Origin of the sequence: Duganella sp. CF517, from assembly GCF_900110275.1 — a bacterium.
Taxonomy (GTDB): Bacteria; Pseudomonadota; Gammaproteobacteria; order Burkholderiales; family Burkholderiaceae_D; genus Rugamonas.
Genome location: NZ_FODC01000002.1, coordinates 213,982 through 239,422, shown reverse-complemented (window position 1 = coordinate 239,422; position 25,441 = coordinate 213,982). Strand labels below are relative to the sequence as shown.

The following is a 25,441-nucleotide window of genomic DNA, read 5'->3' as shown; positions in this document are numbered from 1 at the left end:
CGTATCATGGAAGGCATCCCGTCACGGAGCGTCACATGAAACGACACCTGCACCTGCTGATCATCGATCCGCAGAACGACTTTTGCGATCTGCCGGCCGGCTACCTGCCGCTGGACCCGGCCACGCGCCAGCCGCGCGCGCCGGCGCTGCCGGTGCCCGGCGCGCATCAGGACATGCGGCGCCTGGCCGGCCTGATCAACCGTGGACGCTCGGGCCTGACCGCCATCAGCATCACGCTCGATTCGCACCACCGCTTCGACATCGCCCACCCGACGTTCTGGATCGCCCGCGACGGCGCGCCGGTGGCGCCGTTTACGCAGATCACTGCGGCCGACGTGCGCGCCGAAAAATACCTGCCGCGCCATCCCGCCGGCCTGCCGCTGGCGCTGAACTATCTCGACAAGCTGGAGGCCGCCGGCCGCTACCGGTTGATGGTGTGGCCGGTGCACTGCGAAATCGGCAGCTGGGGCAACAACGTCCATGACGACGTGCGCGCCGCCTACGCCGCGTGGGAGGAAGCCTCGCTCGGCATCGTCGCCAAGCTGGCCAAGGGCTCCAACCCGTGGACCGAGCACTACTCCGCCGTCATGGCCGAGGTGCCTTACGCCGACGACCCGGACACCCAGTTCAACACCAAGTTCGTCAACACCTTGGCCGAGGCCGACCAGATCTATGTGGCGGGGGAGGCCGGCAGCCACTGCGTCAAGGCGACGGTCGAGCACATCGTCGACCATTTCGGCGACCAGGGCGCGTCCAAGCTGGTACTGATCACCGACTGCATGAGTCCCGTCACCGGCTTCGAGGCGCAGTACCAGGGCTTCCTCGCGACGATGCGGTCGCGCGGCGTGCAGCTGATGCAGGCGGGCGACGTGCTGCCCGAACTGCTAGTCAACGCCGCCCGCTGAAGGCGCTATCCGGCAGGGGCGCGGACCCATCCGTCCCGCATCGCGTAAGATCATGGCAATATGCAATCTGGAGAGTTCATGAGTCAGCCTATCGTCCGCAGCCTGTTGGAGACGGATCTATATAAATTCACCATGTGGCAAGCGCTGCTGCATGGCCATCCGAACTCGCACACCGAATACGAATTCGTCTGCCGCAACACGCCGGACTACCCGTTGGCCGAGCTGCATGAGGCGGTCGAGCGTGAACTCGATCATCTGTGCTCGATGGGGTTCTCGGACGAGGAACTGAACTTCCTGCGCTCGCTGCGTTACATCAAAAGCGACTTCGTCGACTTCCTGACGGTGTTCCGCTTCCAGCGCAAATTCATCGACGTGCGCGTCGACGGCGACACCTTGGCGATCCGCGCGACCGGGCCGCAGGTGCACGTGATGGGCTTCGAGATCTACGTGCTCTACATCGTCAACGAACTGTATTTCCGCCGCTTCGACCAGGAGGCCGCGCTGGCCGAGGGCCGCGCGCGCCTCAGCGCCAAGATCGCCGCGCTCAAGGCCTTCGGCGCCGAGCCGGCGCGCCGCAATCCGTTTGAGTTCTCCGACTTCGGCACGCGCCGGCGCTTTTCCGGCGCCTGGCACGACGAAGTGGTGCAGCGCCTGTCGCGCGAGGTGCCCGAGTACTTCAAGGGCACCTCCAACGTCTACCAGGCGATGAAGTTCGGCCTGGTGCCGATCGGCACGATGGCGCACGAATACATGCAATCGTTCCAGGCCTTCGGCGTGCGGCTGCGCGACTTCCAGAAAGCCTCGCTGGAGGCGTGGGTGCAGGAATACCGGGGCGACCTCGGTGTCGCGCTGACCGACGTGGTGGGCATGGATGCCTTCCTCGACGACTTCGACCTGTACTTCGCCAAGCTGTTCGACGGGCTGCGCCACGATTCGGGCGATCCGGTGGTGTGGGGGGAGAAGGCGCTGGCGCACTACGCCGCGCTGCGCATCGACGCCAAGACCAAGCGGCTGGTGTTCTCGGATGGGCTGAATCTGGAGAAGGCGTTCGAACTGTACCGCCACTTCGCCGACCGCATCATGATCGGTTTCGGCATCGGCACGCACCTGACCAACGACGTCGGCCTGAAGCCGTTGAACATCGTCATGAAGCTGGTCAATTGCAACGGCCAGTCGGTGGCCAAGCTGTCGGACTCGCCCGGCAAAACGGTGTGCAAGGACGAGACCTTTTTGGCTTATTTGCGGCAGGTGTTCCACCATCCCGCCGCTTGAGGCGCCAGCCCTTTGCCAGGGCTGGCAAGTGATGCCGCGTATTACGCCTGGCGCGCGTTGAAGCCGCTCATGATGGAATCGGCCTTGCCGCCTTCTTCCTCGTCGTAGATATCGACCGACAGCATGGCGCCGTGGCGTTCGCGCGCGTGGGCGGCGGCGGCCGGACCGCCCGGCGTCAGCGCGTCGAGGATGTTACCGACCGTGCTGGAAGCCACCGTCGGCGGCAGCGGCGTATGTTTGGTGAGCTTGACGGTGGACGGAGGAAAACCCTGGGCCAGCAAGGCGCTGCGGGCGCTTTCGGCGTCGGTCACCTGTTCGAAATTGCGGTGTATTGTGCGTGTCATGACGACCTCCTTGATTGAACCGGGGCGGCTTAGAAGCCGGCCACCACGGTTTCGAAATGCTCCACCTTGGGTGGTGTAGCGAAGTAGCTGCCGACCAGTCCGCGCCACGACTGGAACGCCGGACTGCCGCGGAAATCGACGGTATGGTTTTCGAGGGTTTGCCAGCCGATCACCAGATGGTAGGTGTCGGGCGTTTCGATGTCGCGGTCGAGGCGCATCGACAGGCAACCGGTGGCCGCCTTGAACAGGGGCACCGCTTCGGCCACGCCCGCCTGGAAGGCGTCGTGGGCGTCCGGCTTGATATACAGCTCGGCGATCTCGTAAATCATGGGCATCCTTTTGAAAGTATGCCCCTATTGTGCCTCAACTGCGGCGGGCGTGCGCAGGATGAAGCGCATCGCCTGGCGGGCCAGCTCGTTGACGTCGGCGCCGCTGCCCGGTTTGTACCACTGCACGGTCCAGTTGAGCGCGCCGAAGATCAGCAGGCGGTCGAACGACGACGGCATCGCCCAGTCGCCGGACAGGTGCAGCTCGGCGATGGCGCGGTCCCAGACGGCCTCGTAGCGGTCCTTCAACGCCACCACGCGCGAGCGCGACGGCTCGTCGAGCGAGCGCCATTCGTACAGCAGCACGGCGATGTAGTGGTGGTCGGGCGCCAGCAAGGTATGCAGATGGGCTTCGACCAGCTGGCGCAGGATCTCGCACGGCGGCAGCTGTTGGTTGCCGATGGCCTCGATCTCGGCCAGCGAGCGCTCCATGCCTTGCTCCATGATGGCGGCCAGGATGTCGTGTTTGGTCTTGAAGTGATAGAACCAGCTGCCTGCCTGGATGCCGGCGGCGGCGGCAATATCGCGCACGGTGGTGTTCTCGTAACCTTTGGTGCGAAACAATTCGGCCGATTTCTCGATCAGTTCCGCACGCAGTCCACCGCTTTCCCCTTTCAGGGGACGCCCGCGTTTTTTCGGGCTGGGGGAGTCGATTGTGGCGGCGTTAGGCATGAAAAGGCATCTGAAGAGTAGTTTTGGTACACCCCATTCTAATGCAGCGCTCGCGCGCGAAATTGAAAAAGTGTTCGAAAATGTTACTTCTGATATGGAAGTAACCGCCTTTTGTGCTGCAATGCAACACTTTGGTTTGGCGCGAGATTGAGCGTGATCAAAGGAATAACGGAAGGGCGGCACAGGGTGGTGGGACATTCAACCCGGCACCTTGATTAGCGCTCCGTTGCGAAGGTTGTGTTGACATTGGACAGGCGTCATGAAGGATTGCTGAAATGGAAACCGAACTGGAAATGCTGAGACGGAAATCTGCGCTGCATAACAATCAACTGCCCCGAGAGACAACGGAGCGGATTGAGGAATGCCGTAGGGAAACCGACGCGCGGATCGCAGAATCACATCGGCAATCGCAGGAGCGGATTGATGCGTCCCGCTGGGAAGCCTATGGCCGCAGGGGTAGTTGTCGCTAGCCTCACGACAGCGGGCTGTTCGCCCGCGCCGCGCACATGCTGTAACTGAAGGAAATTGGTGCCGGTATATTTCCCGACCGCCGGCGCCGGTAGTAGCCGCCTCCGGGAGGCGCTAATTGGTCGTTCTGTGTGAGAACTGAAGCCATCATATCGGGCCAATGTGACAGGCGTTTGACCGGGTTCGGAATGTGGTATGCGTCGCGGCGCAAAGTGCGCTAGAATGGAGGTCTGTGGGGACGACCTGGTTTCGACGTGGGTTGCAAAGCAGCGCAGGGCATACCGAGGGCGGGCTACCTCGTAAATACAACCTGAAAAAACTTAACTGCAAACGATAACTCGTACGCACTGGCAGCTTAATTGCTGTTAGCTCCACAACACCTCGTCCCTGGGGTGGGCCGTTAAAAGCTGTGGAGTCATTTACAGGGACTCGCGCTGTGAGGGGTCACTTCAATCCGCGCTAAATCTAAGGTGAATCGCTTGTCCAGAACGTGCACATCCGTGCTGTACAGGTTAAATTAAATGATAGTGCTAAGTATGTAGAACTGTCTGTAGAGTGCTTGCGGACGCGGGTTCGATTCCCGCCGTCTCCACCACCTATTTGTTTCAAGCAGCCTCAAGCTGTACAAAAACCCGCCTCCGAGCGGGTTTTTTACTATGAGCGGCCGTCCGGGAACGGCCGGGTAGGTCCTCCAACATCCGGCGGGAATATGGGGTAGGGGCTTGGGGTAATGGCCGCCGGTGGTCTGGAGGTACCCCAATTACCCCGGTCGCCGCGCAGCTGCGCCTTTCACGGGAAGCGATCTCGACCGACGTGATGTGCATCAAGCGTGAAAGGGAACTATTGGTTGCAAGGAGCACTCCAATGCGTCAGGTGGGGACACCCATGCCGCTTACGGATGTGAAGATCAAGTCCGCCAGGCCAACCGAAAAGCCATACAAGCTGTACGACGAGCGCGGGTTGTTCCTTATCGTCACCCCGACCGGCGGCAAATGGTGGCGCTTGAAGTATCGCTTTGACGATAAGGAAAAATTGCTTTCGCTTGGCGTTTATCCGGATATCGGATTGAGGGACGCCAGGGATAGACGGGATGAGGCCCGTAAGCTGCTGACCCACTTTATCGATCGGGGCCTGCATCGCCAAACGCAAAAAATGCTGAGGCAAGCACAGGCCGCCAACAGTTTCGAGGCGGTGGCGCGCGAGTGGCACGCAGAGTACGCGCCCACTTGGGCGGAGCACCACGGCGATCGTATTATCCGCAGACTTGAGCGCGACGTATTTCCGTGGATCGGCAAAAAGGCAATCGCTGAGATATCCGCTCCCGAAGTGCTTGCTGCCGCTCGCCGAATCGAGCGGCGCGGAGCGCTTGAAACGGCCCATAGGGCGCTAGCAAACTGCGGTCAGGTATTCCGCTATGCCGTTGCTACAGGCCGCGCGCTGCGCGACCCCACGGGCGATCTGCGAGGAGCACTTCCCCCGGTCCGGGTTGCGCATTTCTCCGCCGTGACTGAACCCGGCAAGGTAGCCAACTTGTTGGGCGCATTGGATGGGTATGAAGGTTCGCTAATCGTCTCCTGCGCCTTACGTTTGGCCCCGCTTGTTTTTGTTCGGCCAGGTGAGCTCCGTACAGCCAAGTCTCGGTCTTGACCAGCGCCGACCGTTGGCACGCGTCTTCGGTGGCGCGGGCGCAGCGGAGCTCAGCGCAGGCTGGCCGCAGCTTCTTCGATCAGCTTTGCCACCTCGGTCGGATGCGAGGTCATGACAACGTGCGAAGCGCCGTCGATGACGACGGTCTTCTTCGCGTTGGCGCGCTTGGCCATGAAGTCTTGCGCTGCGGCGGGAATGTTTTTATCGGCCTTGCCGTAGATGAACCAGGACGGCAGCGTCTTCCAGGCAGGCGCGGGCGAGGCTTCATTGAGGGCCGCGTCCGTCACCGGCCGCTGGCCTGCCGCCATCTGTTGCGCCTTGAGCGGCGCCACGTCAGCGGCAAACTGGTCGTGGAACTTCGCGAGCTGGATGTACAAATCCTTGCCACCGCCCGGCAGCGCCACTGGCGGCGCCAAGGTCGGACCAAGCGTGCTGCCCGGGAACTTGCCCGACAGCCCCACCGCCGACTCGCCACTCTCGGGCGCGAACGCTGCCACATACACCAGCGCCTTCACGTTGGCGTTGCCCTGGACGGCGGCGCTGATGACGGAACCGCCGTAGGAGTGGCCGACCAGAATCACCGGACCGTCGACACTCTTGACGATCCCGGCCACATAGTCGGCATCGGTCTTGACGCTGCGCAGCGGGTTGGCCGCGCCGATGACGTTGTAGCCATCCTTTTGCAGCTTGGCGATCACGCCGTCCCAGCTCGACGAATCGGCGAAAGCGCCGTGCACCAGAATGACGGTTGGCTTGGCGGCGGCAATGGCGGCGTAGCTTGGTGCGGCCAGGGCGGCGCTTAGCACGGCTGCAGCGGCCAGGCTGGAGGTGATGGCTTTTTTCATGTGAACTCCGTTGAACAAGGTGGCGGTTGCGGCGTTTTGCATGCGAGGTCGGCGCCAAAAAACTCATGCTAACAGCGAAATGTATGGTTATTTATATGTATCGGCGCACCCAGCCTTCTGATAGGCCCGCTCCCCCCCAGTAAGCAGTACTATCTCCTACCCTTTTATAATTCGGTCGCAGTTTCGACCGCAAAACGCAAGCGGCCGCGCCGCAAAAGAATGGATTGGCATGAAGGCAGGGTTGTTAGCGCTGTTGCTTTTGGTGAGCACTCCGGCGGTGTTGCCGCCGGCGCTAGCCGCAGCCGGGCAGACATCCGATTGGCAGTCCAACCTGTATCACAGGGGCTGGACCAAGCAGGATGGGGCGCCCTCGGTGGGGTCGGGCATAGCGCAGGACCGTTCCGGCATGCTGTGGTTCACTTCCTCGACCGGCTTGTATCATTTCGACGGCGCGCGCTTCGAACGTACCGATGTCATTGATGGTAACAAGCTGCTGTCGCCGACCACCAGTAGCGTGGCAGCGTTCGGCGATGCCTTGTGGGTTGGCTACGGTTTCGGCGGCGCCAGCGTGTTTGAACGTGGCACCGTGCGCCATTACGGCGTGGCCCAGGGGCTGCCGGGGCGTACCGCACACCAATTCAGCCGTACCGCCGACGGTACCGTCTGGCTGGCCACGGCCGGTGGCCTTTTCTGGACGCAGGGCGAGCGCTGGAACAAGGTCGAGGAGGCAGCGGGGCTGCCGCCCGGATTTCTCTTCCATTGCACCGCCTTGCCCGATGGCACCTTGCTGGCCCACCATGCCAAAGGCGTCTACCGCAGCATTGCTGGTACCCGGCGTTTCCGCCTGGTGGCGCCGCAGGCGACCGAGATGGGCAGACTGCGCGCCGATGGCAAGGTGCTCATGGTGAGCGCCCAGCATAAGATGTGGCTGTACGATCCCGACAGCGGTGCCGTCACGCCGCTCAACTGGCCGGCCGACTTGATTGTGCCGCTTAGCGTCACGCTTGACGCCCGTGGCGCGATCTGGATCGGGACTGGCCAAGGGATGCAGTTGCTTGGGCCGGACCTGCGGCCACTGCGCACCTTCGCTGCGCCGCACCAGTTCACCGGGAAGATGGCGTACACCGATTTGAGCGACCGGGAAGGCAATCTCTGGTTCGTCACGGAGGAAGGCGTCGACAGGATACGCGTAGCGCGCCTGAACAGCATTGAAATGCCGCCGCGCATGATGGGTGCGCTCAACGTGGTGGCTGGCGGCGACGGCACGGTGTGGATCGGCAACACCCCTACCACCGGCAACTTCAACGATAACAGTTTTACCATTGGCGCCGACGGGCGGCGCGCCGCCACCACGCTGCACAACGTCACTGCCACCTTGCGCGACCGCGACGGCGCGGTCTGGCTGGCAACGCCGGGAACGATCTGGCGACAGCAGCAAGGCCGTATGCGGCGTCTGCCGTTGCCGCCCGCGCTGGCGAGTAAGGAAGTGCAGGCGTTGGCGCTGGGCGCCGATGGGAAGCTGTGGGTTTCGGTGGCAACCTACGGTGTCGGCACGCTAGCCGATGGCGTCTGGACGCCCGGCGGCGGCTATCCAGAGCTGGCTGCGACGGCGATCACGATGCATGTGGATGAGCGGGGCCGGATCTGGTTCGGCTATCCGGGCAACGCCATGGCCGTGCTCGAGGGCGGCACGGTACGGCGCTTCGGCGCCGCCGATGGAATCGATGTCGGCAATGTGCTGTCGATGTCGAGTCGCGGCGGTCGTCTGTGGATAGGCGGCGACCGTGGCCTGGCCTATTTGCGCGGCCAACGTTTCGTGGCGCTCGGCGCAGCCGACGGCGTTCCGCTATACGGCATCACGGGCCTGGTCCAGTCCGGAGCGGGCGAGTTGTGGCTGCACGGCGCCGACGGGTTGGCACGCATCGGCACGGCCGCGCTGGCAGATGCGCTGCGCGCCGACGCGCGCGCGGTGGCGTTGGAGCGGTTCGACTACCTGGACGGGTATCAAGGGCAGCCGAGCACGATTCGTCCGCTCAACAGTCTGAGCGAAGCGCCCGACGGCCGGATATGGTATGCCACCAGCGTAGCCGTGGGCTGGATCGACCCGACCCGCATCTTCCGCAATTCGCTGGCGCCGACGCCACGCGTTGCGGCGCTTAAGACCGACGGCAAAGCATACGTCCCACGCGACGGTGTCAGTCTGCCCAAGCATACCGACAATCTGCAAATTGACTTCACCGCCGCCGCGCTGTCGATACCGGAGCGGGTACGCTTCCGCTATCGGCTGCTCGGCCTTGAAGGTTCCTGGCGCGAGGCCGGAGGCCGGCGTCAGGCGTTTTATACCAACCTCGGCCCGGGCGACTATCGGTTCGAGGTGAGTGCCGCCAACGAGGATGGCATCTGGAGCGTGGCGCCGGCGTCGCTGTCGTTCAGTATCGCCCCGGCGCCGACACAGACAGTATGGTTCAAGCTTGCCTGCGCGGCAGCTTGCCTTGCCGCGCTGTATCTCCTGTATCTGGCGCGACTGGCGCAAGTGACGGCCCGGATCGCCGACCGCCTGCGCGAGCGAGTAAGCGAACGCGAGCGCATTGCGCGCACCTTGCACGACACTCTGCTGCAAAGCGTGCAGGCGCTGATTTTGCGTTTCGATTCGATCAAGCGGCTGCTGCCGTACGACGCCCCGGCACAGCAGCAAATCGACACCGCCCTGGACGCGGCGCAGGCGGTAATCGACGAGGGCCGCGACGAGGTCATGGAGTTGCGCGCGGTCGCGGCGACTTCCGCCGCATTGCTGGAACCAGCGCTGCGCGCCGCATGGACTGCCCTGGCCGCGGACGGCATGGCTTTCGCATTGACGGTGTCGGGACGGCCTCGCGCGCTAAGGGCGGCGGCAAGCGCAGAGGCGCTGGCTATTGGTAAGGAGGCGCTTTCGAACGCGGCGCGACACTCCGGGGGCGCCGCCGTGCAGGCAGAGTTGGCATATTCTTCGAAGCACTTCCGCTTGACGGTGGCCGATGACGGTGCGGGCATTGATGCGACCGTGCTCAGGGACGGCAAGCGTCCCGGCCACTGGGGACTGGAAGGCATGCGCGAGCGCGCCCAGCGCGTGGGCGGCAAGCTGACGCTGGACAGCACCGCCGGCGCGGGGACCCGCGTCACGCTGATGCTAACGTCCCGGCAAGCATATGAATGAGGGCGCGGCGCCCGACTGTTGCTGGCTGAACTCGTCCATGCGGAAGCAGGTACAGGCCGGCGGTCCCGCATCCTGACATTGAGGTTAAGCTTCCCGTTATGAGCTCATGCGCGCGAATCCAACCTCAGTTGAAGGCGCCTTCGGCCCGCAGCAACGACACCGCCAGATCGATGAAAGCCCGCACCTTGGTCGTCGAGCGCCTACCCTCATGGTGCACGACGCTAACCGGCGCCGGCGCCGACTCGTACTGCGTCAGCACCGTCTTGAGCCGCCCGGCGGCGAGGTGCGGCGCCACCATGTAGGAGATTACCCGCGTCAAGCCAAAGCCACGCACAACTGCCGCGATGGCGGCGTCGTTGCTGGTACTGGCCAGGCGCGGCTTCAACCTCACCACCAGCGGCTGGCGCTCCGACTCGAAGCGCCAATCGGGCGAGGCGGTGAGGGCGCTGGCCAGCACAATGTCGTGTCCGAATAGATCCTCCGGCGTCAGCGGCAGGCCGCGCGCCTCAAGGTAAGCCGGCGACGCGCATACCACCTGCCGCACCTGGCCCACCCGCACCGCCTGATAGCTCGAATCGGGCAGCTGGCCGATGCGGATCGCCACGTCCACCCCCTCATCCATCATGTTGACCACGCGGTCGACAAAGCGGCATTCCACCTCGGTCTCCGGGTAGCGGCGCAGATACTCGGTCACCACCGGCGTCACATACATCGCGCCGAACAGCACCGATGCCGTGATCACCAGCTTGCCGCGCGGCTCGGCGTGGGTGCCGGTCGCCGCCTGCTCGGATTCGGACACGTCGGCCAGGATGCGCCGGCAGTCGGCCGCGTAGCGCGCCCCCACGTCGGTCACGCGCACCATGCGCGTGGTCCTGGTCAACAGACGCACGCCCATCGTTTCCTCCAGCTCCGTCACCGCCCGCGTCACCACCGGCGGCGAGATCCGCAGCTTGCGCGCGGCCGGCGCGAAGCCGCCTTCATCGACCACGGCCAGGAATATCGACATGGTGTAGAGCCGATCCATATTATTCCGCTTTCAGGAATGGTCCATTGCAGTTTGTCCGGATTCTAATTATTCCGGAAAAGACTCAAACTGTAAGCGCTGGATAACACTTCGTCAACCATTCAAGGGGAACACCATGAGCCGCATCACGATCATCGACAACAGCAACGCCAACGCCGAACAACAAGCCCTGCTCGACACCATCCAGGCCCAACTCGGCATGGTGCCGAACTTCCTCAAAGTCTTCGCCAACTCGCCGGTCGCCCTGCGCGCCTTCCTGGGCTTGTACGGCGTGGCCGGCGCTGGCAGCCTGGACCATCAAACCCGCGAACGCATCGCGCTGGCGCTGGCCCAGATAAACGGCTGCGAGTACTGCGTCTCGGCGCACACCGCGATCGGCCGCAAGAGCGGACTGACCGGCGATGAAATCAACGCCGCCCGCCACGGCACCAGCGAAGACGCGCAGGCGGCCCTCGCCGTCCAGTTCGCCAGTAGCCTGATGGAGAAGAAGGGCGATGTGAGCGCTATTGAGATCGCCCAGTTGCGCAGCGCCGGCTTTACCGATTCCGACATCGTGGAAATCATTACCCACGTCGGCATGAACTTCCTGACCAACATCCTCGGCAAGGCCAGCAAAGTCGAGATCGACTTCCCGCAGGTCGACCTGAAACTGGCCGCCTGATCCCGGCACCGAACCCACCTCTAGGAGCATCGCCATGAATTCATCCTCTTCCACCTGGGCCCGCCTGGCCGTCGCCGCCGGCTTCGTTGCCGTTACCGCCGCCGCCAGCGCCGCGCCCGTAACCCCGGCCGCCTCGACCGCCGTGACCTACCACACGGCCAGCATCGATGGCGTCAAAGTGTTTTACCGCGAAGCCGGCCCGAAAAACGCGCCGACGCTGTTGCTGCTGCACGGTTTCCCGACCTCGTCGCAGATGTTTCGCAACCTGATTCCCAAACTGGCCGACCGCTACCATGTGATCGCGCCGGACTATCCGGGCTACGGCCAGAGCGACCAGCCGCCGATGGACAAGTTCACCTACAGCTTCGACAACCAGGCCAAGGTGATCGATAAATTAACCAGCCAGCTCGGCCTGACGAAATACGCGCTCTACGTACAGGACTACGGCGCGCCCATCGGCTACCGCCTGGCCGCCGCCCACCCGGAACGGGTTACCGCGATTGTTGTGCAAAACGGTAACGCCTATGACGAGGGCCTGGACAACGAGTTCTGGCAACCGGTCAAGGAATACTGGAAAGACAAAACCGAAGCCAAGGCCGCCAAGCTGCGTCCGCTGCTGGAGATCGGCGGCACCAAGTGGCAGTACACCGAAGGCTTCCGCAATCCGGACGCCAACGTCAGCCCGGACGCGTGGATGCTCGACCAGGCCTATCTGGACCGTCCCGGCAACAAGGACGTGCAGATCGAAATGTTCTACAGCTACGGCACCAATCCGCCGCGCTATCCCGAGTGGCAGGCGTATTTCCGCAAGCACCAGCCGCCGATGCTGCTCGTTTGGGGCAAGGGCGACAAGATCTTCCCGGCGGCGGGCGCCACGCCCTACCTGCGCGACCTGCCGAAAGCCGAGCTGCACCTGCTTGACACCGGCCACTTCGCGCTCGAAGAAGAGGGCGACAAGATCGCCAAGCTGATGCGCGACTTCCTCGGCCGCAACGTCAAACGTTAAACCTCACCTTATCAGGAGCCATCATGGGCCGCGCATTTTCCGACATCACCTTCACCCCGAGCGTGCGCGCCATGCAGGAACGCATGGGCAGCCGCGAGCAGTACGAGGGCTTCGACGTGATGACCAACCGGGCCGACCGCCTGGGACGCATGGAGACCGAGTTCGTCGCCCAGGCCGACCATTTCTACCAGGCCACGGTGAGCGAGACGGGCTGGCCGTATGTGCAACATCGGGGCGGCCCGGCCGGCTTCCTGAAAGTGATCGATCCGAAGACCGTGGCCTTCGCCGATTTTCGCGGCAACGTGCAATACCTCAGCGTGGGCAACCTGCACAAGGACGACCGCATCTCGATCATCGTCATGGACTACGCCAACCAGATGCGGCTCAAGCTCATCGGCCGCGTGCGGCTGGTGGAGGCCGCCGACGACGCCGAGCTGATCGAACGGCTGCGCACGCCCGGTTATGCGGCGCGCATCGAACGCGCTTTCGTGATCACGGTTGAAGGCTACGACTGGAACTGCCCGCAGCACATCACGCCGCGCTTTACCGAGGGCGAGATCAACACCATGACGGCGCCGCTGTACGCGCAGGTCAAGCGTCTCAAGGAGCAACTGGCCGCGAGCGCCGCCAAAAAGCCGTTGACGGAACTGGGCGACGGCCCGCTGGCGCTGGTGGTCGGCGGCGTGCGCCAGCTGACGCCACGGGTGCGTGCTTACGAATTGAAAGGTGCCGACGGCGGCGGCTTGCCTGCGGTCGAGGCCGGCGCGCACATCGACGTGCCGGTCCTGCTGGCCGATGGCAGCGCCGCCACGCGCAGCTATTCGATCGCTTCCGATCCGGCCCGGCCCGGCGTCTACGAGATCGCCGTGCTGCGCGAGGAGGAGGGCAAGGGCGGCTCGGCCAGCGTGCATGAGGAATACCACCTCGGCCTGCTGTTGCGCTGCTCGCTGCCGCGCAACGATTTCGCCTTGCCGGCCGACGGCCCGGTGGCGCTGATCGCCGGCGGCATCGGCATCACGCCGATCAAGGCCATGGCCCACACGCTGGTCGCCGCGCACCGCGACTTCGTGCTGCACTATGCCGTGCGCTCGCGCCGGGAAGCGCCGTTCCTAGATCAGCTCGAACGCGAACTGGGGCAGCGCCTGGTCGTGTACGCCGCCGACGAAGGCCGGCGCCTGCCGCTCGACACGGTCATGGCGGGCGAGGGCGTCACCGTCGCTTGCGGTCCGGCGCGGCTGCTCGACGCGGTGACCGAAACCGGCAAGCGCCTGGGCGTGCGCGTGCTGATCGAACGCTTCGCCGCCGACGCGGGCGCCGTCAACCGGCCCGTCGTCGTGACCTTGAAGCGCAGCCGCAAGGTGATCGAAGTGCCGGCCAGCGCCAGCATTCTCGAGGCGGTGGAGGCGGCCGGCATCGACGCGCCATCCTCCTGTCGGATAGGCAACTGCGGCACCTGCCGCGTCAAGGTACTGGCCGGCACGCCGGAGCACCGCGACAACGCGCTCAGCGACGAAGAGCGCGCCGACCACATGTGCATTTGCGTCTCGCGCGCCAGCGGCGACACGCTCGAACTCGACCTTTAAGCAGCGTGTGCGCACTGGGCGGCCGGGTGAAAATATCCGATCCGAGGCATAATCTCCTGCTGAGTAATAGCGGGAGTAGAAATGAACGAACATATGGTGGCGGTGGAGCTGGAAAAGGCATATCGCCTGCTCAATCACGGTCCGACGGTGCTGGTGTCGGCCTCGCACGACGGCGTCGACAACGTCATGGCGGCGGCGTGGTCGTGCGCGCTGGATTTCTCGCCGCCCAAGGTGACGCTGGTGTTGGACAAGGCAACCAGCACGCGCGCGCTGGTGGAGGGCAGCGGCTATTTCGCGCTGCAGGTGCCCAACGTGGGCCAAGTCCAGCTGACCTATGACGTTGGCAATCTCAGCCTGGCCGACGCGCCGGACAAGCTGCAGAAATGCGGGATCGAGTTGTTTCGCGTCGACGGACAGGCGACGCCGCTGGTCTCAGGCTGCTCGGCCTGGTTGATCTGCAAAGTGATCCCCGAGCCGCACATCCAGCAAACCTACGACTTGTTCATCGGCGAAGTGGTGGAAGCCTGGGCCGACGACCGCGTGTTCCGCAACGGGCACTGGGAGTTCGACAAAGCCGATCCGAGCTTGCGCAGTCTGCACTACATCGCCGGCGGCCAGTTCTATGCCATCGGGGAATCGGCGCTTGCGGATACCGGCAAGCCGACATAGCCGGCTTTTTACTTACTCGGTGACTGACATGCGGCGCCACCGACGGTCCCGCCCTATGCGCGCGGCATATGGCCCGTCGACAGCGCGCATTCCCAGTCGCGCCGTCCACGCGAGCGCGCCAGCGCCGCCATTTCGGCGTGACGATATGGAACGGTCAGCAAGTTCGACCGCCACTGCCCATCGATAAGCTCGACGATGCCATAGCGGGCATCCGGCGATCCGGATTCAATCACATGCGGGTAGGGATGGTCGTCCGCATACGCCGGCTGGCCCACGCTGCCCGGATTGACGATCAACTGTCCGCGCGCGGTGCGAACGCTGCGCGCCACATGCGTGTGGCCGCAAACAATCAGTCCGGCATCGATATGGCCCAGCCGTGCTTCGATCTCCGCCGGCGTGGCCGCCGCGTCGACGGTCTGCAGCAAGCCGGTCACATCACTTGTTGGCGTGCCATGGCATGCCAGCACGTCAGGTGTGATCCGCCTTACCGGCAGCAGGCCCGCGATCCAATCCAGCTCCTTTGCCGTCAGCTGCGAATGGGCATAGGTATCGCTCGCGCCCGAACCCGCGTGCAGCGTCAAAATCTGGCGCTCATGGTTGCCCGCCAGATGGAGCCAATCCTGCGCCATCAAAAACTGCGCCGTCTCCAACGGCAGCAGCGGCCCGGACAAGCTGTCGCCGATGTTGACGACCATATCCACGCCGCGCCGCGCGATGTCCGCGGCGACCGCTTCAAGCGCCAGCAAATTGCCATGGATATCGGAGACGAGGGCGATGCGCATCATGCGGCCTTTTCAAACGCGTCGAGCAGGTCCCGGGTATGCACGATGGCCGCGTATTCACCGTCCAGGTTGGACAGAGCCATCGCGTGCACATCGTCTGCGCTGCGTGGCGTGCCGGCGTAGTCGACCTTGGCGAAAGCGAAACACGCATCGGCAACGACGTGGGTCGCAAAGCCCAGGTTGCCCGCCGTCCTGGCGCTGGCTTCGACCGAGTTGTTGGTGCTGACGCCGACGAGGACCAGCTCACCGATGCCGCGCACGCGCAGCCACCGCTCCAGCCCGGTGTTGATGAAGGCGTCGGGCACATTCTTCTCGATGACGTAAGCGTCCGGCGACGGCGCCAAGCGTTCCTGAAACTCCACCCCGGCCTGGCCCGGCCAGAACAGCGAGCCCACCGTTCGCGATATGTGGCGCACATGGACCACTGTGGCGCCGGCGGCCCGCCACGCGCTCAGCAGGGCGGCGATGTTCCGTTCCGCATCGGGATTGTTGCGGTCGCCGGCGGCCGGATCGGCCATGCCTTTTTGCATATCGATAATGATCAGCGCCGCTGTACGTACTTGCATAATGATGTTCCGGTCCGGTGGATGGCAATCGATTGTAGCTCGGGCATCATCACGATATCCAGAAAGAGTAGAATCTCGCTATCCCAACCCGCCGATCAAACCCGCATGAACGTCGCCATTTTCTTGAGCGTCCTGCCGTGAGCAAGGCCAGGCCGGCCGGCGACTGGATCGTGCGCGCGCCGCCGACGGGGCGCCTGGAGCGCATCGAGGCGTTCTTCTCGGGCCACGGCTACGAGCCGCACCGCCACGACACGTACGCCATCGGCCGCACCTTGGCCGGGGTGCAGAGTTTCCACTACCGGGGCGGGCAACGCCACAGCGTGCCGGGCGCCACCATCGTGTTGCATCCGGACGAGATCCACGACGGCGAGGCCGGCACCGAGGCCGGTTTCCGCTACCGCATGCTGTATATCGAACCGGCGCTGATCCAGCAAATCCTCGGCGGCCGGGCGCTGCCGTTCATCCAGCACGGCATCAGCGCCGATCCCCGCCTGTTCGCGGCCAGCGAACTCTTGTTGCGCGGCCTGGACGCGCCGCTCGACGCGCTGGAAGAGGACGATGCATTGTTCGACCTGGCTCACGCGTTGAGCGCGGTGTCGGCGCCGCCGCGCGCGAAGCAGCCGTTCGACTATCGCGCGGCCGAACTGGCGCGCGAGTTCATCCACGGTTCCCTGGAACGCAGCGTGACGCTGGAGGAATTGGAGCGCCACAGCGGGCGCGACCGCTGGAGCCTGTCGCGCGATTTCCGGCTGCTGTTCGGAACCTCGCCGTACCGCTACCTGACCATGCGCCGTCTCGACCTGGTGCGCTCGCTGCTGCTGCAGGGCCAATCGCTGGTGGGCGCGGCCTTGCTCGCGGGCTTTACCGACCAAAGCCACATGACCCGGCATTTCGGCAAGACCTACGGTTTGTCGCCGGCACGCTGGCTCAAGATGCGCGCCGGCTGACGTCCGCACAATCGTACAAGAAACGACGTCCCGTTTTGGCTACGCTGGGCACTCCCCAATCAGCAACAGGACGAACCCAATGAATACCGAGCAGACGGCGGCGCACGCCATCCACACCATCAATTTCGCGAGTAAATTCAGTTTGTTTTCCGAGCAGTGGGCACCCAAGGTGGTCGCGGAAATGAACGACTACCAATTCAAGATCGTCCGGCTGCAGGGGGATTTCATCTGGCACGCGCACGCCGCCACCGATGAAACCTTCATCGTGCTGGAAGGGCGGCTGCGCATCGATTTTCGCGACAGCCACGTGCTGGTGTCGCAGGGCGAAATGGTGGTGGTGCCCAAGGGCGTCGAGCACAAGCCATCGGCCGAAGGAGAGGTGAAACTGCTGTTGATCGAGCCGCGCGGCGTGCTCAACACAGGCGAGGAGGAAATTAGCGAGCTCACCGCCGTCAATGACGTGTGGATCTAGGCGTGCCGAGCGGCCAATGAAAAAAGCCCGGTGCGCTGGCACCGGGCTGTTGGCTTTTCATGCGCCCGAGCGCAGGATTATTTTTGCTTGCGGCGGCGCGCGACCACGCCCATCATGCCCAGGCCGGCGAGCATCATGGCGTAGGTTTCCGCTTCCGGCACCGCAGTCACGGATGCCTTTTCGGTCGAATACAGCGTGGCGTTCGACAGCGAATTGAAGGCGGTCGTGAAGCTGTCCACGCCCGCGCCGTGGCCGGCGTCGAAACGGTAGAAGGCGGTGACGTTGTTCTGTTTGTTACCCAGCACATCGGTCACGTTGCCATAGTGGATACTGATGATGGTGTCGCCGTACAGCTGTTGACTGAAGTTGATGGTGTTGCCGGTCAGGCCGGACAGCATCGACGTCGATGCCACGGCGTCCGTCAGGTGCACGCCCCAGACGCCCAGGTTGTTGTTGATCTCGGTCAGGCTGGGCTTGTTGCCGTTCAGGTTGCCGCTGATGAAGCCGATGCAGCTGGCGCCGGCCACGGAAATGCTGGCGCCGGCGCACGAGTTCGTTGCGGCCGGAACGGTGATCACCGGGGTGGTCGCTGGCTTGGTCACCACAGGGGTGGTGACAGGCGCGGTAACCACGGGCGGGTTGCTGCCGCCGTTACCTTTGCCGTTGCCGTTGTTGCCCTTGCCGTTGCCGCCGGCCGCAGCCATCGCGGCGCCTCCGGACATCAAGAGGACCAAAGCGGCGGCGGTGGAAAAAGTCGTCAGTTTCATGTCAAATATCCCCAAAAATAGTCAATGATTACGGTGAGAGTTGTGCGCCGGAAACAGTTGGTTGGGTTTCTTTGAGCAAGGATCGTGCTATTGGTCCAAGCATATCATGACTAGCTGCTATAAAGATACTTATGTTGCTTTATAGCATAGCATTGTGGCGGGGGTCGCATCCTTGCCTTGCGCCGCGTCGTGGACAATCATGCAAAATATGCATTTATAAATACGGAATGATTCGTGGGCGCGGCACTCTATTCAACTTAGGCTTGTGCGATTCATAACTGGAGGAGCGATGAAACTGGAAACCCTTGCCGTCCACGGCGGCTACAAGCCGGACCCCACCACGCGCGCGGTGGCGGTGCCGATCTATCAAACCGTCGCCTACGCGTTCGACGACACCCAGCACGGCGCCGACCTGTTCGATCTGAAGGTGCCCGGCAATATCTACACGCGCATCATGAATCCGACCCAGGACGTGCTCGAGCAGCGCATCGCCGCGCTCGAGGGCGGGGTGGCGGCGCTGGCGCTGGCCTCCGGCCAGGCCGCCGTCACCTACGCGATCCAGACCATCGCCGAGGCCGGCGACAATATCGTGTCGGCCGCCACCTTGTACGGCGGCACCTACAACCTGTTCGCGCATACCTTGCCGCAGTTCGGCATCACCACCCGCTTCGCCGACGCCCGCGACCCGGCCTCGTTCGAGGGCTTGATCGACGAGCGCACCAAGGCGGTGTTCATCGAGTCGATCGGCAACCCGCTGGGCAACATCACCGATATCGAACAGATCGCCGCGATCGCCCACAAGCACGGCGTGCCGCTGATCGTCGACAACACCGTGGCCACGCCGTACCTGCTGCGCCCGTTCGAACACGGCGCCGACATCGTCATCCATTCGCTGACCAAGTATTTGGGCGGGCACGGCAACTCGATCGGCGGCGCCATCGTCGACTCCGGCAAGTTCCCGTGGGCCGAGCACAAGCAGCGCTTCCGGAGGCTCAACGAGCCGGACGTGTCCTACCACGGCGTGGTCTACACCGAGGCGCTGGGGCCGGCCGCCTACATCGGCCGCGCGCGCGTGGTCCCGCTGCGCAACACCGGCGCGGCGATTTCGCCGTTCAACGCGTTTTTGATCTTGCAGGGGATCGAGACGTTGGCGCTGCGCATGGAGCGCATCGTCGACAACGCGCGCGCGGTGGCCGGGTTCCTGAGCGGCCACGCCAAGGTCAAGTGGGTCAATTACGCCGGGCTGGAGCAGCATCGCGACCATGCGCTGGCGCTCAAGTATCTGGGCGGCAGGCCGTCCGGCGTGCTGACCTTCGGTGTCGAGGGCGGCGTCGAGGGCGGAGCGCGCTTCCAGGACGCGCTGCAATTGTTCACGCGACTGGTCAACATCGGCGACGCCAAATCGCTGGCCTGCCATCCGGCTTCGACCACGCACCGCCAGCTCAACGAGGAGGAACTGGCCAAGGCCGGCGTGACGGTCGATACGGTGCGCCTGTCGATCGGCATCGAGCACATCGACGATCTGCTGGCCGATCTTGAGCAGGCGCTGGCCGCCGTCTGACGGGCCGGACTTATTTTTTATCCGGCTTGACCTTGTCGGGCACGCGCGTGACGAGCACCTCGCCGTCGACGATGGTGCAGTCGATCAGGTGAGTGCGCGACGCCGGCACGTGCTGCGAGAACAGGTCGTGGTAGGGACCGGTCTCCTCCAGGCGCAGGTCGATGCGGAAGCTCTCCAGATGGTTGGCGGCGTGCACTGCGCGCACCCGCTGCCTGCGCACGTCCGCCTCCTTGTCGCTGCGGCCGTGCATCTGCGGCCCCTCGAAGTAGCGGATCAGCGCGCATTCGATGATGTCGATGCGGTCCTTGAGCAGCATGTCGGCCGCGATCGCGTTCTGGTTGACCGGCATGTCGACCGGATCGCCGTCGTCGGACAAGACCTCGACGTTCATGCGCTGTATCAGCAGCAGCATGTCGTTGTCTTCGTTGTTGATCTGGTGGATCTTCTGGATCGCCGCCAGGCGCCCGCGCGCCAGCCGTCCGGCCGCGTCCTTGGTCTGGCCGACGTACTGCACCTTGCTCTGGAAGCGCAGGTCGTTCTCATATTGTTGCAGCACGTCGTGGATCGACAGCGCCTCGATCAGGCCGCCCCAGTTGAGCGTGATGAAGCGGTCCGTCATGACCACGGTGGGCTTCTTGAGCGTGGCCGCGAACGGCACGGTCAGCTCGATCGTGATGCTGTCGCGTTTTTCCTCGGCGCCGACCACGATCGGCACCGTCAGCTTGAGCGAGAAGAAACCCCAGCTGGTCTTGCCGTTGGTATCGAAGCGCACGCGCGGGCGGTTGACGGCGAAATAGATCAGCCGCTTTTCCATCGTCGCTTCCAGGTCGAACTGGATGCGGCGCAGCTGGCGCCCGACCGGGTCGCGGATATCGGGCCGTTCGGGGAAGCCGGCCACCAAGTCGTACCAGTGATATTTGGCGTCGGCGACGGTGACCACCCAGGTTTGCGGCGCGCCGCCGCGCTGGGGCAGCAGCGGCAGCAGGTCGTCCAGCGGTTCGGCCGGCGGCGCCATGAGGTCGTGGAATGGCTCCGGCGATTCGGCAAACAAGTCGCCTATGCCCAGTTCTTCGGGGCTAGGATCGGGATAGTCGTCGGCGATTAGGGGGGGATAATCGCTCGTCATGATGCGCACTCCAGGATCTCGTTTAATTGGTCGTTTATTGGGACTTTTATTGACTACAGTATAGTTGATCCTTGTGACATTTCCACCTGGCAATTCCAGAAAGCGGCGAATTAGTCACACATTCTCACACTCTCCGGCGCCGCGCGGCGCGGCGCGGCGCGGCGTTCGTCGCGCCCTAGCGTCGGCCCTGTGCGGCGGGCACGGGCATCGACGCCACCCTGGCCTCGCCGTCGGCGATGAAGCAGCTCAGCAGATGCGCCGGCGCCGGCGCCACCTGGTCCGAGCACAGCTTGTCGTAGTTGCCGGCCTCTGGCAGTTCGAGGTCGATGGTGAATTGCACCAGATTGTTCATTTGCTGCACCTCGGCCAGCCGCGCCCGGCCCAACTTGCGCTGGTCCAAGGTCAGTCCGCGCGCGCCGGCGTCCTCGAAATGGCGGATCAGCGCCGCCTCGATGACATCCATGCGCTCGGCGCGCAGCGCCTCGGCCGCGCGGGCGTCGGCGTTGCAGGGCAGGTCGGCGGCGTCGCCCTCGTCGCAACTGACGTGCACGCTCATGCTCTGCACCAGCAGCAGCGTGTCGACATCGTCGCCGAGCCGCGCGTGCAGTTTTTGCAGCGCCGGCAGCCTGGCCCTGGACAGGCGCGCATCCGGATCGCGGGTCTGCCCGACGTGGATCACGCGGCAGGGCGCGGACAGGTGGTTGGGGTAGGTCTGCAGGATGTCGTGGATCGAGAACGCCTCGATCAGGCCGCCCCAGTTCAGCGTGACGAAGGTCGGCGTCATGGTGACGGTCGGCTTTTTCAGCGTGGCGGCGAACGGCACCGTCAGCTCGATGCTCAGGCTGTCCCTGGCCTGCTCGGCGCCGACCAGCAACGGCAACGTCAGCTTGAGCGAGAAGAAGCCCCATTGCACGGCGGCGGCGGTATCGAAGCGCACGCGCGGACGGGTCACGGCGAAGAACAGATGGTGTTTTTCGGCCACCGCCTCCAGTTCGAACTGCATGCGGCGCTGGTAGCGGCCGACCGGGTCGCGGATGTCCGGGCGCTCCGGGAAGCCGGCGATCAGGTCGTACCAGTGGTAGCGGGCGTCGGCCACGGTGACCATCCAGCTTTGCGGGGCGTTGGTGTGCTCCGGCAGCTGGTGGACGTCGAAATCGGCGAACTGTTCGGGGTAGGGCTGCGGGTATGGGGCAGCCGGTTCAGGATTGATCATGATGGCCTGACGAAGAGTGGAGAAGTGTCCGCTGCTCCTGTTTCCATCAAGCGTTGATTGGCTTAATGGAAATAAGTATTTCTACGCAGTAATTCGGAGACTATACCTGTCAGGCGTTTTGAGCAACAAGTTTATTTGTATGGATTCCGGCAGAAGTATCCGTGCGGCATTACGCCGCCAGTTGCGCCTTGTCGGCCACGGCCGAGCGCATCAGCGCCAGCAGCTGTTCCGGCGTGTCCAGCACCAGGTCCGCCTGCCAGTCGTGCGGCTCGACCGGGCCGCAATAGCCCCAGCCGCAGCCGATGCTCGGCATGCCGGCCGCTTGCCCGGCCTGGATGTCGCGCAGGTCGTCGCCCACGTACCAGCATTGCTGCGGCGGCAGGCCCAGGCGCGACGCCGCCTCCAGCAACGGCGCCGGATGCGGCTTGGCGTACGCCGTGGTGTCGCCGGAAATGATGCAGGCCGCGTGTCCGAGCCCGATCTGCGGCAGCAGCGGGTCGGTGAAGCGCGCCGGCTTGTTGGTGACGATGCCCCACTGCAGCCCGGCCTGCTCGATGCCGGCCAGCAGTTCGACGATACCCGGGAACAGGGTGCTGTGCACCGCCATCGCCGCCTGGTAGTTGTCGAAAAAACCTTCGCGCAATTCGACGAAGCCGTCGTCGCCCGGCTTGAGTCCGAATGCGGCGCCGATCATGCCGCGCGCGCCGGCCGACGCGGTCGGACGCAACAGTTCATAGGCGGTCGGCTCCAGCCCGCGCGCCGTGCGCAGCAGGTTGACGGCGGCGGCCAGGTCGGGCGCGGTGTCGGCCAGGGTGCCGTCGAGGTCGAACAGGATGGCGCGCGGCGCCGAAAGTGCGGTAGTCATGGGCGGGTCGATCAGAGCGGACGGGTGGTGGCGACCAGATAGTTGACGCTGGTGTCTTCGTTCAGGGAATAAATCTTGGTCAGCGGATTGTAGCCCATGCCCTTGAAACCCTTTAAATCGAGGCCGGCGCTGCGCACGAACTGCGACAGCTCGGACGGCGTGATGAATTTATCGTAGTCGTGGGTGCCGCGCGGCAGCATGCGCAGCACGTATTCGGCGCCGATGATGGCGAACAGGTAAGACTTCGGATTGCGGTTCAGGGTCGAGAAGAACACATGGCCGCCCGGTTTGACCAGGGTGGCGGCGGCGCGCACGATGGCCGCCGGGTCCGGCACGTGCTCGAGCATCTCCATGCACGTGACGACATCGAACTGGCCCGGCTCCTGCGCCGCCATCTCTTCGGCCGCGACCAGCTTGTAGCGCACCTGCACGCCCGATTCCAGGCTGTGCAGGTCGGCCACCTTGAGCGCTTTTTCCGACAGGTCGATGCCGGTGACGGTGGCGCCCTTGCGCGCCATCGATTCGCTCAGGATGCCGCCGCCGCAGCCGATGTCGATGACGTTCTTGCCGGCCAGCGGCACGCGCGCGTTGATCCACTCCAGGCGCAGCGGATTGATCTCGTGCAGCGGGCGGAATTCCGAGGTCGGGTCCCACCAGCGGTGGGCCAGGTCGGAGAATTTCTGTAGTTCTAATGGATCGGCGTTCATGGGCTCGGTGTTCCGTGAGAAAAGTATTCGCTATTCTAAAGCAGCGGGCATAAAAAAACCCCGCCGGGGCGGGGTTTCTGTGCGGCGCGGGCGCCGCGGCGTTAATAATCTAACGCTGCGGTGCCGGCATCTGCAACGAATTACTTGCTGGTACCGACGACTTCGATCTCTACGCGACGGTTTTTAGCGCGGCCTTCTGCGGACTTGTTGTCTGCAACTGGCTGTTTCTCGCCTTTGCCTTCGGTGTACACGCGGTTGGCGTCGACGCCTTTGGAGATGATGTAGGCTTTGACGGCTTCAGCGCGACGGATCGACAGCTTCTGGTTGTACTCATCCGAACCGACCGAGTCGGTGTGACCGACGGCGATGATGACTTCCAGGTTGATCGAGCTCAGTTTCGAGGTGACGTCGTCCAGCTTGGCTTTGCCTTCTGGCTTCAGCACGGCTTTGTCGAAATCGAAGAACGCGTCGGCGGCGAAGCTGACTTTTTGCGCGGTCGGCACTGGCACTGGCACTGGGGCCGGAGTTGGCTGGGCCGGGGCAGGCGCTTCAACCGGTGGTGGCGGCGGTGCTACGCACTTGCCGTTTTCCAGTTTCTCTGGCTCGACGCACAGTGGCAGATCGCAACCTGGAACGGCATCGGCCGGGGTCCAGTAGCCGGTGCGCCAGCACAGGCCGAACGGGTCACGGGCGATCACGCCGCGCGAATCCTGAACGTAGGCGCTCTTAGGAGTAGCAGCCTTGATGTCTTGGGTAACTGGAGCGTACGGTGGCGCGGTAGGGGTTGGGGTGGTCTGGGCGATTGCCGAGCCGGCGAAAGCTGCCGACACGGCCAACATCGAAATAAGTTTTTTCATATTTTTCTTCCTTTCGGGGGTGATATCCGCAGAAAAACTGCGCGACGTATATTACGTGGGCCGAATTCTACCACGCAGGGGCGTCACGCCTGTCTCCCGATTGCGAAACGAGCAATTAACTTCTGAACCATTTTGCCACAAGCGATCCGGCGGCGTGAAAAGGCGCCAACATGGCGCTGATTCGCGTCCGACCAAAATGTTGTTTTGTTGCAACGTGATTGTCGATAATAATTGAGTAATGTGTCATCAATATTACATGGTGTTACAACGCGTGGCCCAGCGCACATAACAGCTGCTGGCCATGTTGCTGGCATGAAAATAGTGCATAAAAGACACGCCTCCATATTGACATATCTCAGTAAAGTCGTTTGTTTTCGCCGATATCATGGTTGAGTGGCGAATCCAGGGAGGTCATATGGCGATCAGTGTTCCGAATGTCATCGGCATGGCGCGCCCGGCGGCCGAATCGACGCTGGCCGCCAGCCAACTGCGCTACATCGCCCGCTTCCCGTTTTCCGCCACCGGCGACGGCACGGCGGCGGCGCAAACGCCGACGCCGGGCAGCACGGCGCCCATGTTCTCCGTGGTCACGGTGTCCTATCCCAGCCCGCTCGGGCCGCTCGACGACAGCCCCGTCGGCGGGCCGACCTTGCGCCCGGGTACTTACGAGGGCACTATTAAGAGGGTCCTGGCCGGCAATCCGTTCGGGTCGGGGCAGGGCGCCTGGATCGGCTTCGAGACCGCGCTGGACGGCGGAGCGGTCGGTTTCACCGGCGTGCTGTACTTCGATCACGCGCTGCATCCGGCGGCGCCGCCCGACCGCACCGAATGGATGCGGCGCGCGGCGATGCTGGGCATCGCGCAGCGCGCGTTCACGCACGGTCACAGGGTGCGCCTGGTCACCGCGAACGACCTGTTCATCGCCAGCATCGAGCTGTTCGCCTAGCGGACAACGGGGGCAAG

At 63.8% G+C, this 25,441-nt stretch carries 26 protein-coding genes and 1 other RNA gene; 14 read left to right on the top strand and 13 right to left on the bottom strand.

The genetic code is table 11. The features are described 5' to 3' along the window. Positions 1 to 35: 35 nt before the first annotated feature. On the top strand, positions 36 to 905 hold the full coding sequence (locus BMX85_RS08145) for a cysteine hydrolase family protein (protein ID WP_090315635.1): 870 nt from the start codon (positions 36 to 38) through the stop codon (positions 903 to 905). 78 nt (positions 906 to 983) lie between these two features. Next, positions 984 to 2,177, top strand: a complete 1,194-nt coding sequence (gene pncB / locus BMX85_RS08140; RefSeq protein ID WP_090315634.1) for a nicotinate phosphoribosyltransferase — start codon at positions 984 to 986, stop codon at positions 2,175 to 2,177. 41 nt (positions 2,178 to 2,218) lie between these two features. Here pncB and BMX85_RS08135 read toward each other — a convergent pair whose 3' ends face one another. Genes BMX85_RS08135 through BMX85_RS08125 form a run of 3 tightly spaced genes read right to left on the bottom strand, consistent with a single transcriptional unit; the run spans position 2,219 to position 3,519 of the window. After that, on the bottom strand, positions 2,219 to 2,521 hold the full coding sequence (locus BMX85_RS08135; RefSeq protein ID WP_090315632.1) for a hypothetical protein: 303 nt from the start codon (positions 2,519 to 2,521) through the stop codon (positions 2,219 to 2,221). A 29-nt stretch (positions 2,522 to 2,550) separates the two neighbouring features. Next, the gene (locus tag BMX85_RS08130) at positions 2,551 to 2,850 is read right to left on the bottom strand and encodes an antibiotic biosynthesis monooxygenase family protein (RefSeq protein WP_090315631.1); all 300 of its coding nucleotides are present in this window, start codon (positions 2,848 to 2,850) and stop codon (positions 2,551 to 2,553) included. 24 nt (positions 2,851 to 2,874) lie between these two features. Next, positions 2,875 to 3,519 (bottom strand): TetR/AcrR family transcriptional regulator, encoded by a 645-nt coding sequence (locus BMX85_RS08125; protein ID WP_090315629.1) that lies wholly within the window; start codon positions 3,517 to 3,519, stop codon positions 2,875 to 2,877. Here BMX85_RS08125 and BMX85_RS30430 point away from each other — a divergent pair. The 3 genes from BMX85_RS30430 (at position 3,518) to BMX85_RS08115 (ending at position 5,634) form a co-directional block, all read left to right on the top strand. Then, entirely contained in the window at positions 3,518 to 3,670 is a 153-nt protein-coding gene (locus BMX85_RS30430; protein WP_177196694.1) for a hypothetical protein, read from the top strand. The two genes, BMX85_RS08125 and BMX85_RS30430, sit on opposite strands and share 2 nt — an antisense overlap. Positions 3,671 to 4,221: 551 nt before the next feature. Next, positions 4,222 to 4,582, top strand: a transfer-messenger RNA (tmRNA) gene (gene ssrA, locus BMX85_RS08120). Positions 4,583 to 4,872: 290 nt separating this feature from the next. Beyond that, positions 4,873 to 5,634, top strand: a complete 762-nt coding sequence (locus BMX85_RS08115; RefSeq protein WP_090317582.1) for a tyrosine-type recombinase/integrase — start codon at positions 4,873 to 4,875, stop codon at positions 5,632 to 5,634. Between the two features lie 50 nt (positions 5,635 to 5,684). On the opposite strand, the gene BMX85_RS08110 is transcribed toward BMX85_RS08115, so the two are convergent. Continuing rightward, the gene (locus tag BMX85_RS08110) at positions 5,685 to 6,479 is read right to left on the bottom strand and encodes an alpha/beta fold hydrolase (RefSeq protein ID WP_090317578.1); all 795 of its coding nucleotides are present in this window, start codon (positions 6,477 to 6,479) and stop codon (positions 5,685 to 5,687) included. 229 nt (positions 6,480 to 6,708) lie between these two features. Between BMX85_RS08110 and BMX85_RS08105 the strand changes: the two genes are divergently transcribed. After that, positions 6,709 to 9,672, top strand: a complete 2,964-nt coding sequence (locus BMX85_RS08105; protein WP_090315627.1) for a sensor histidine kinase — start codon at positions 6,709 to 6,711, stop codon at positions 9,670 to 9,672. Between the two features lie 124 nt (positions 9,673 to 9,796). Here the strand turns inward: BMX85_RS08105 and BMX85_RS08100 are convergent, their stop codons facing one another. After that, positions 9,797 to 10,678: a LysR family transcriptional regulator gene (locus tag BMX85_RS08100; protein ID WP_307172928.1), complete on the bottom strand. Its 882-nt coding sequence runs from the start codon at positions 10,676 to 10,678 to the stop codon at positions 9,797 to 9,799. Positions 10,679 to 10,811: 133 nt separating this feature from the next. Between BMX85_RS08100 and BMX85_RS08095 the strand changes: the two genes are divergently transcribed. The 4 genes from BMX85_RS08095 (at position 10,812) to BMX85_RS08080 (ending at position 14,615) form a co-directional block, all read left to right on the top strand. Then, complete coding sequence (locus BMX85_RS08095) at positions 10,812 to 11,357, top strand: carboxymuconolactone decarboxylase family protein (protein WP_090315622.1); 546 nt, start codon at positions 10,812 to 10,814, stop codon at positions 11,355 to 11,357. Between the two features lie 34 nt (positions 11,358 to 11,391). After that, positions 11,392 to 12,363: an alpha/beta fold hydrolase gene (locus tag BMX85_RS08090; protein ID WP_090315620.1), complete on the top strand. Its 972-nt coding sequence runs from the start codon at positions 11,392 to 11,394 to the stop codon at positions 12,361 to 12,363. Positions 12,364 to 12,386: 23 nt separating this feature from the next. Further along, complete coding sequence (locus BMX85_RS08085) at positions 12,387 to 13,946, top strand: 2Fe-2S iron-sulfur cluster-binding protein (protein ID WP_090315619.1); 1,560 nt, start codon at positions 12,387 to 12,389, stop codon at positions 13,944 to 13,946. A gap of 81 nt (positions 13,947 to 14,027) precedes the next feature. Beyond that, positions 14,028 to 14,615 carry a flavin reductase family protein gene (locus BMX85_RS08080; protein ID WP_090315618.1) on the top strand — a complete coding sequence of 196 codons (588 nt, stop codon included), beginning with the start codon at positions 14,028 to 14,030 and terminating at the stop codon, positions 14,613 to 14,615. Between the two features lie 53 nt (positions 14,616 to 14,668). Here the strand turns inward: BMX85_RS08080 and BMX85_RS08075 are convergent, their stop codons facing one another. Together BMX85_RS08075 and BMX85_RS08070 are read right to left on the bottom strand one after the other, a co-directional pair. Beyond that, entirely contained in the window at positions 14,669 to 15,397 is a 729-nt protein-coding gene (locus BMX85_RS08075) for a metallophosphoesterase family protein (RefSeq protein ID WP_090317575.1), read from the bottom strand. Further along, a complete protein-coding gene (locus BMX85_RS08070) occupies positions 15,397 to 15,963 on the bottom strand; it encodes a cysteine hydrolase family protein (protein ID WP_090315616.1) in 567 nt (188 codons plus the stop codon). Before BMX85_RS08070 ends, BMX85_RS08075 begins: the two co-directional genes overlap by 1 nt. A gap of 137 nt (positions 15,964 to 16,100) precedes the next feature. Between BMX85_RS08070 and BMX85_RS08065 the strand changes: the two genes are divergently transcribed. Both BMX85_RS08065 and BMX85_RS08060 read left to right on the top strand, forming a co-directional pair. Beyond that, positions 16,101 to 16,910: an AraC family transcriptional regulator gene (locus tag BMX85_RS08065; protein ID WP_090315615.1), complete on the top strand. Its 810-nt coding sequence runs from the start codon at positions 16,101 to 16,103 to the stop codon at positions 16,908 to 16,910. Positions 16,911 to 16,989: 79 nt separating this feature from the next. Then, a complete protein-coding gene (locus BMX85_RS08060; protein ID WP_090315613.1) occupies positions 16,990 to 17,382 on the top strand; it encodes a cupin domain-containing protein in 393 nt (130 codons plus the stop codon). A gap of 77 nt (positions 17,383 to 17,459) precedes the next feature. Here the strand turns inward: BMX85_RS08060 and BMX85_RS30920 are convergent, their stop codons facing one another. After that, on the bottom strand, positions 17,460 to 18,149 hold the full coding sequence (locus BMX85_RS30920) for a PEP-CTERM sorting domain-containing protein (protein WP_143067928.1): 690 nt from the start codon (positions 18,147 to 18,149) through the stop codon (positions 17,460 to 17,462). A 289-nt stretch (positions 18,150 to 18,438) separates the two neighbouring features. Between BMX85_RS30920 and BMX85_RS08050 the strand changes: the two genes are divergently transcribed. Further along, positions 18,439 to 19,710 carry an O-acetylhomoserine aminocarboxypropyltransferase/cysteine synthase family protein gene (locus tag BMX85_RS08050; RefSeq protein WP_090315611.1) on the top strand — a complete coding sequence of 424 codons (1,272 nt, stop codon included), beginning with the start codon at positions 18,439 to 18,441 and terminating at the stop codon, positions 19,708 to 19,710. 10 nt (positions 19,711 to 19,720) lie between these two features. Here the strand turns inward: BMX85_RS08050 and BMX85_RS08045 are convergent, their stop codons facing one another. From BMX85_RS08045 to ompA, 5 genes are all read right to left on the bottom strand, one after another. Then, positions 19,721 to 20,836 (bottom strand): hypothetical protein, encoded by a 1,116-nt coding sequence (locus BMX85_RS08045; RefSeq protein WP_090317569.1) that lies wholly within the window; start codon positions 20,834 to 20,836, stop codon positions 19,721 to 19,723. A 175-nt stretch (positions 20,837 to 21,011) separates the two neighbouring features. Next, positions 21,012 to 22,049, bottom strand: coding sequence for a hypothetical protein (locus BMX85_RS08040; RefSeq protein ID WP_090315609.1), 1,038 nt, complete (start codon positions 22,047 to 22,049; stop codon positions 21,012 to 21,014). A gap of 169 nt (positions 22,050 to 22,218) precedes the next feature. Beyond that, on the bottom strand, positions 22,219 to 22,914 hold the full coding sequence (locus BMX85_RS08035; RefSeq protein ID WP_090315607.1) for an HAD-IA family hydrolase: 696 nt from the start codon (positions 22,912 to 22,914) through the stop codon (positions 22,219 to 22,221). A gap of 11 nt (positions 22,915 to 22,925) precedes the next feature. Then, the gene (gene ubiG, locus BMX85_RS08030; protein ID WP_090315605.1) at positions 22,926 to 23,621 is read right to left on the bottom strand and encodes a bifunctional 2-polyprenyl-6-hydroxyphenol methylase/3-demethylubiquinol 3-O-methyltransferase UbiG; all 696 of its coding nucleotides are present in this window, start codon (positions 23,619 to 23,621) and stop codon (positions 22,926 to 22,928) included. 140 nt (positions 23,622 to 23,761) lie between these two features. Then, positions 23,762 to 24,478: an outer membrane protein OmpA gene (gene ompA, locus BMX85_RS08025; RefSeq protein WP_090315603.1), complete on the bottom strand. Its 717-nt coding sequence runs from the start codon at positions 24,476 to 24,478 to the stop codon at positions 23,762 to 23,764. Positions 24,479 to 24,893: 415 nt separating this feature from the next. Here ompA and BMX85_RS08020 point away from each other — a divergent pair, with 415 nt between their 5' ends. Continuing rightward, a complete protein-coding gene (locus BMX85_RS08020) occupies positions 24,894 to 25,424 on the top strand; it encodes a PASTA domain-containing protein (RefSeq protein WP_090315601.1) in 531 nt (176 codons plus the stop codon). The last annotated feature ends 17 nt before the right edge of the window (positions 25,425 to 25,441 follow it).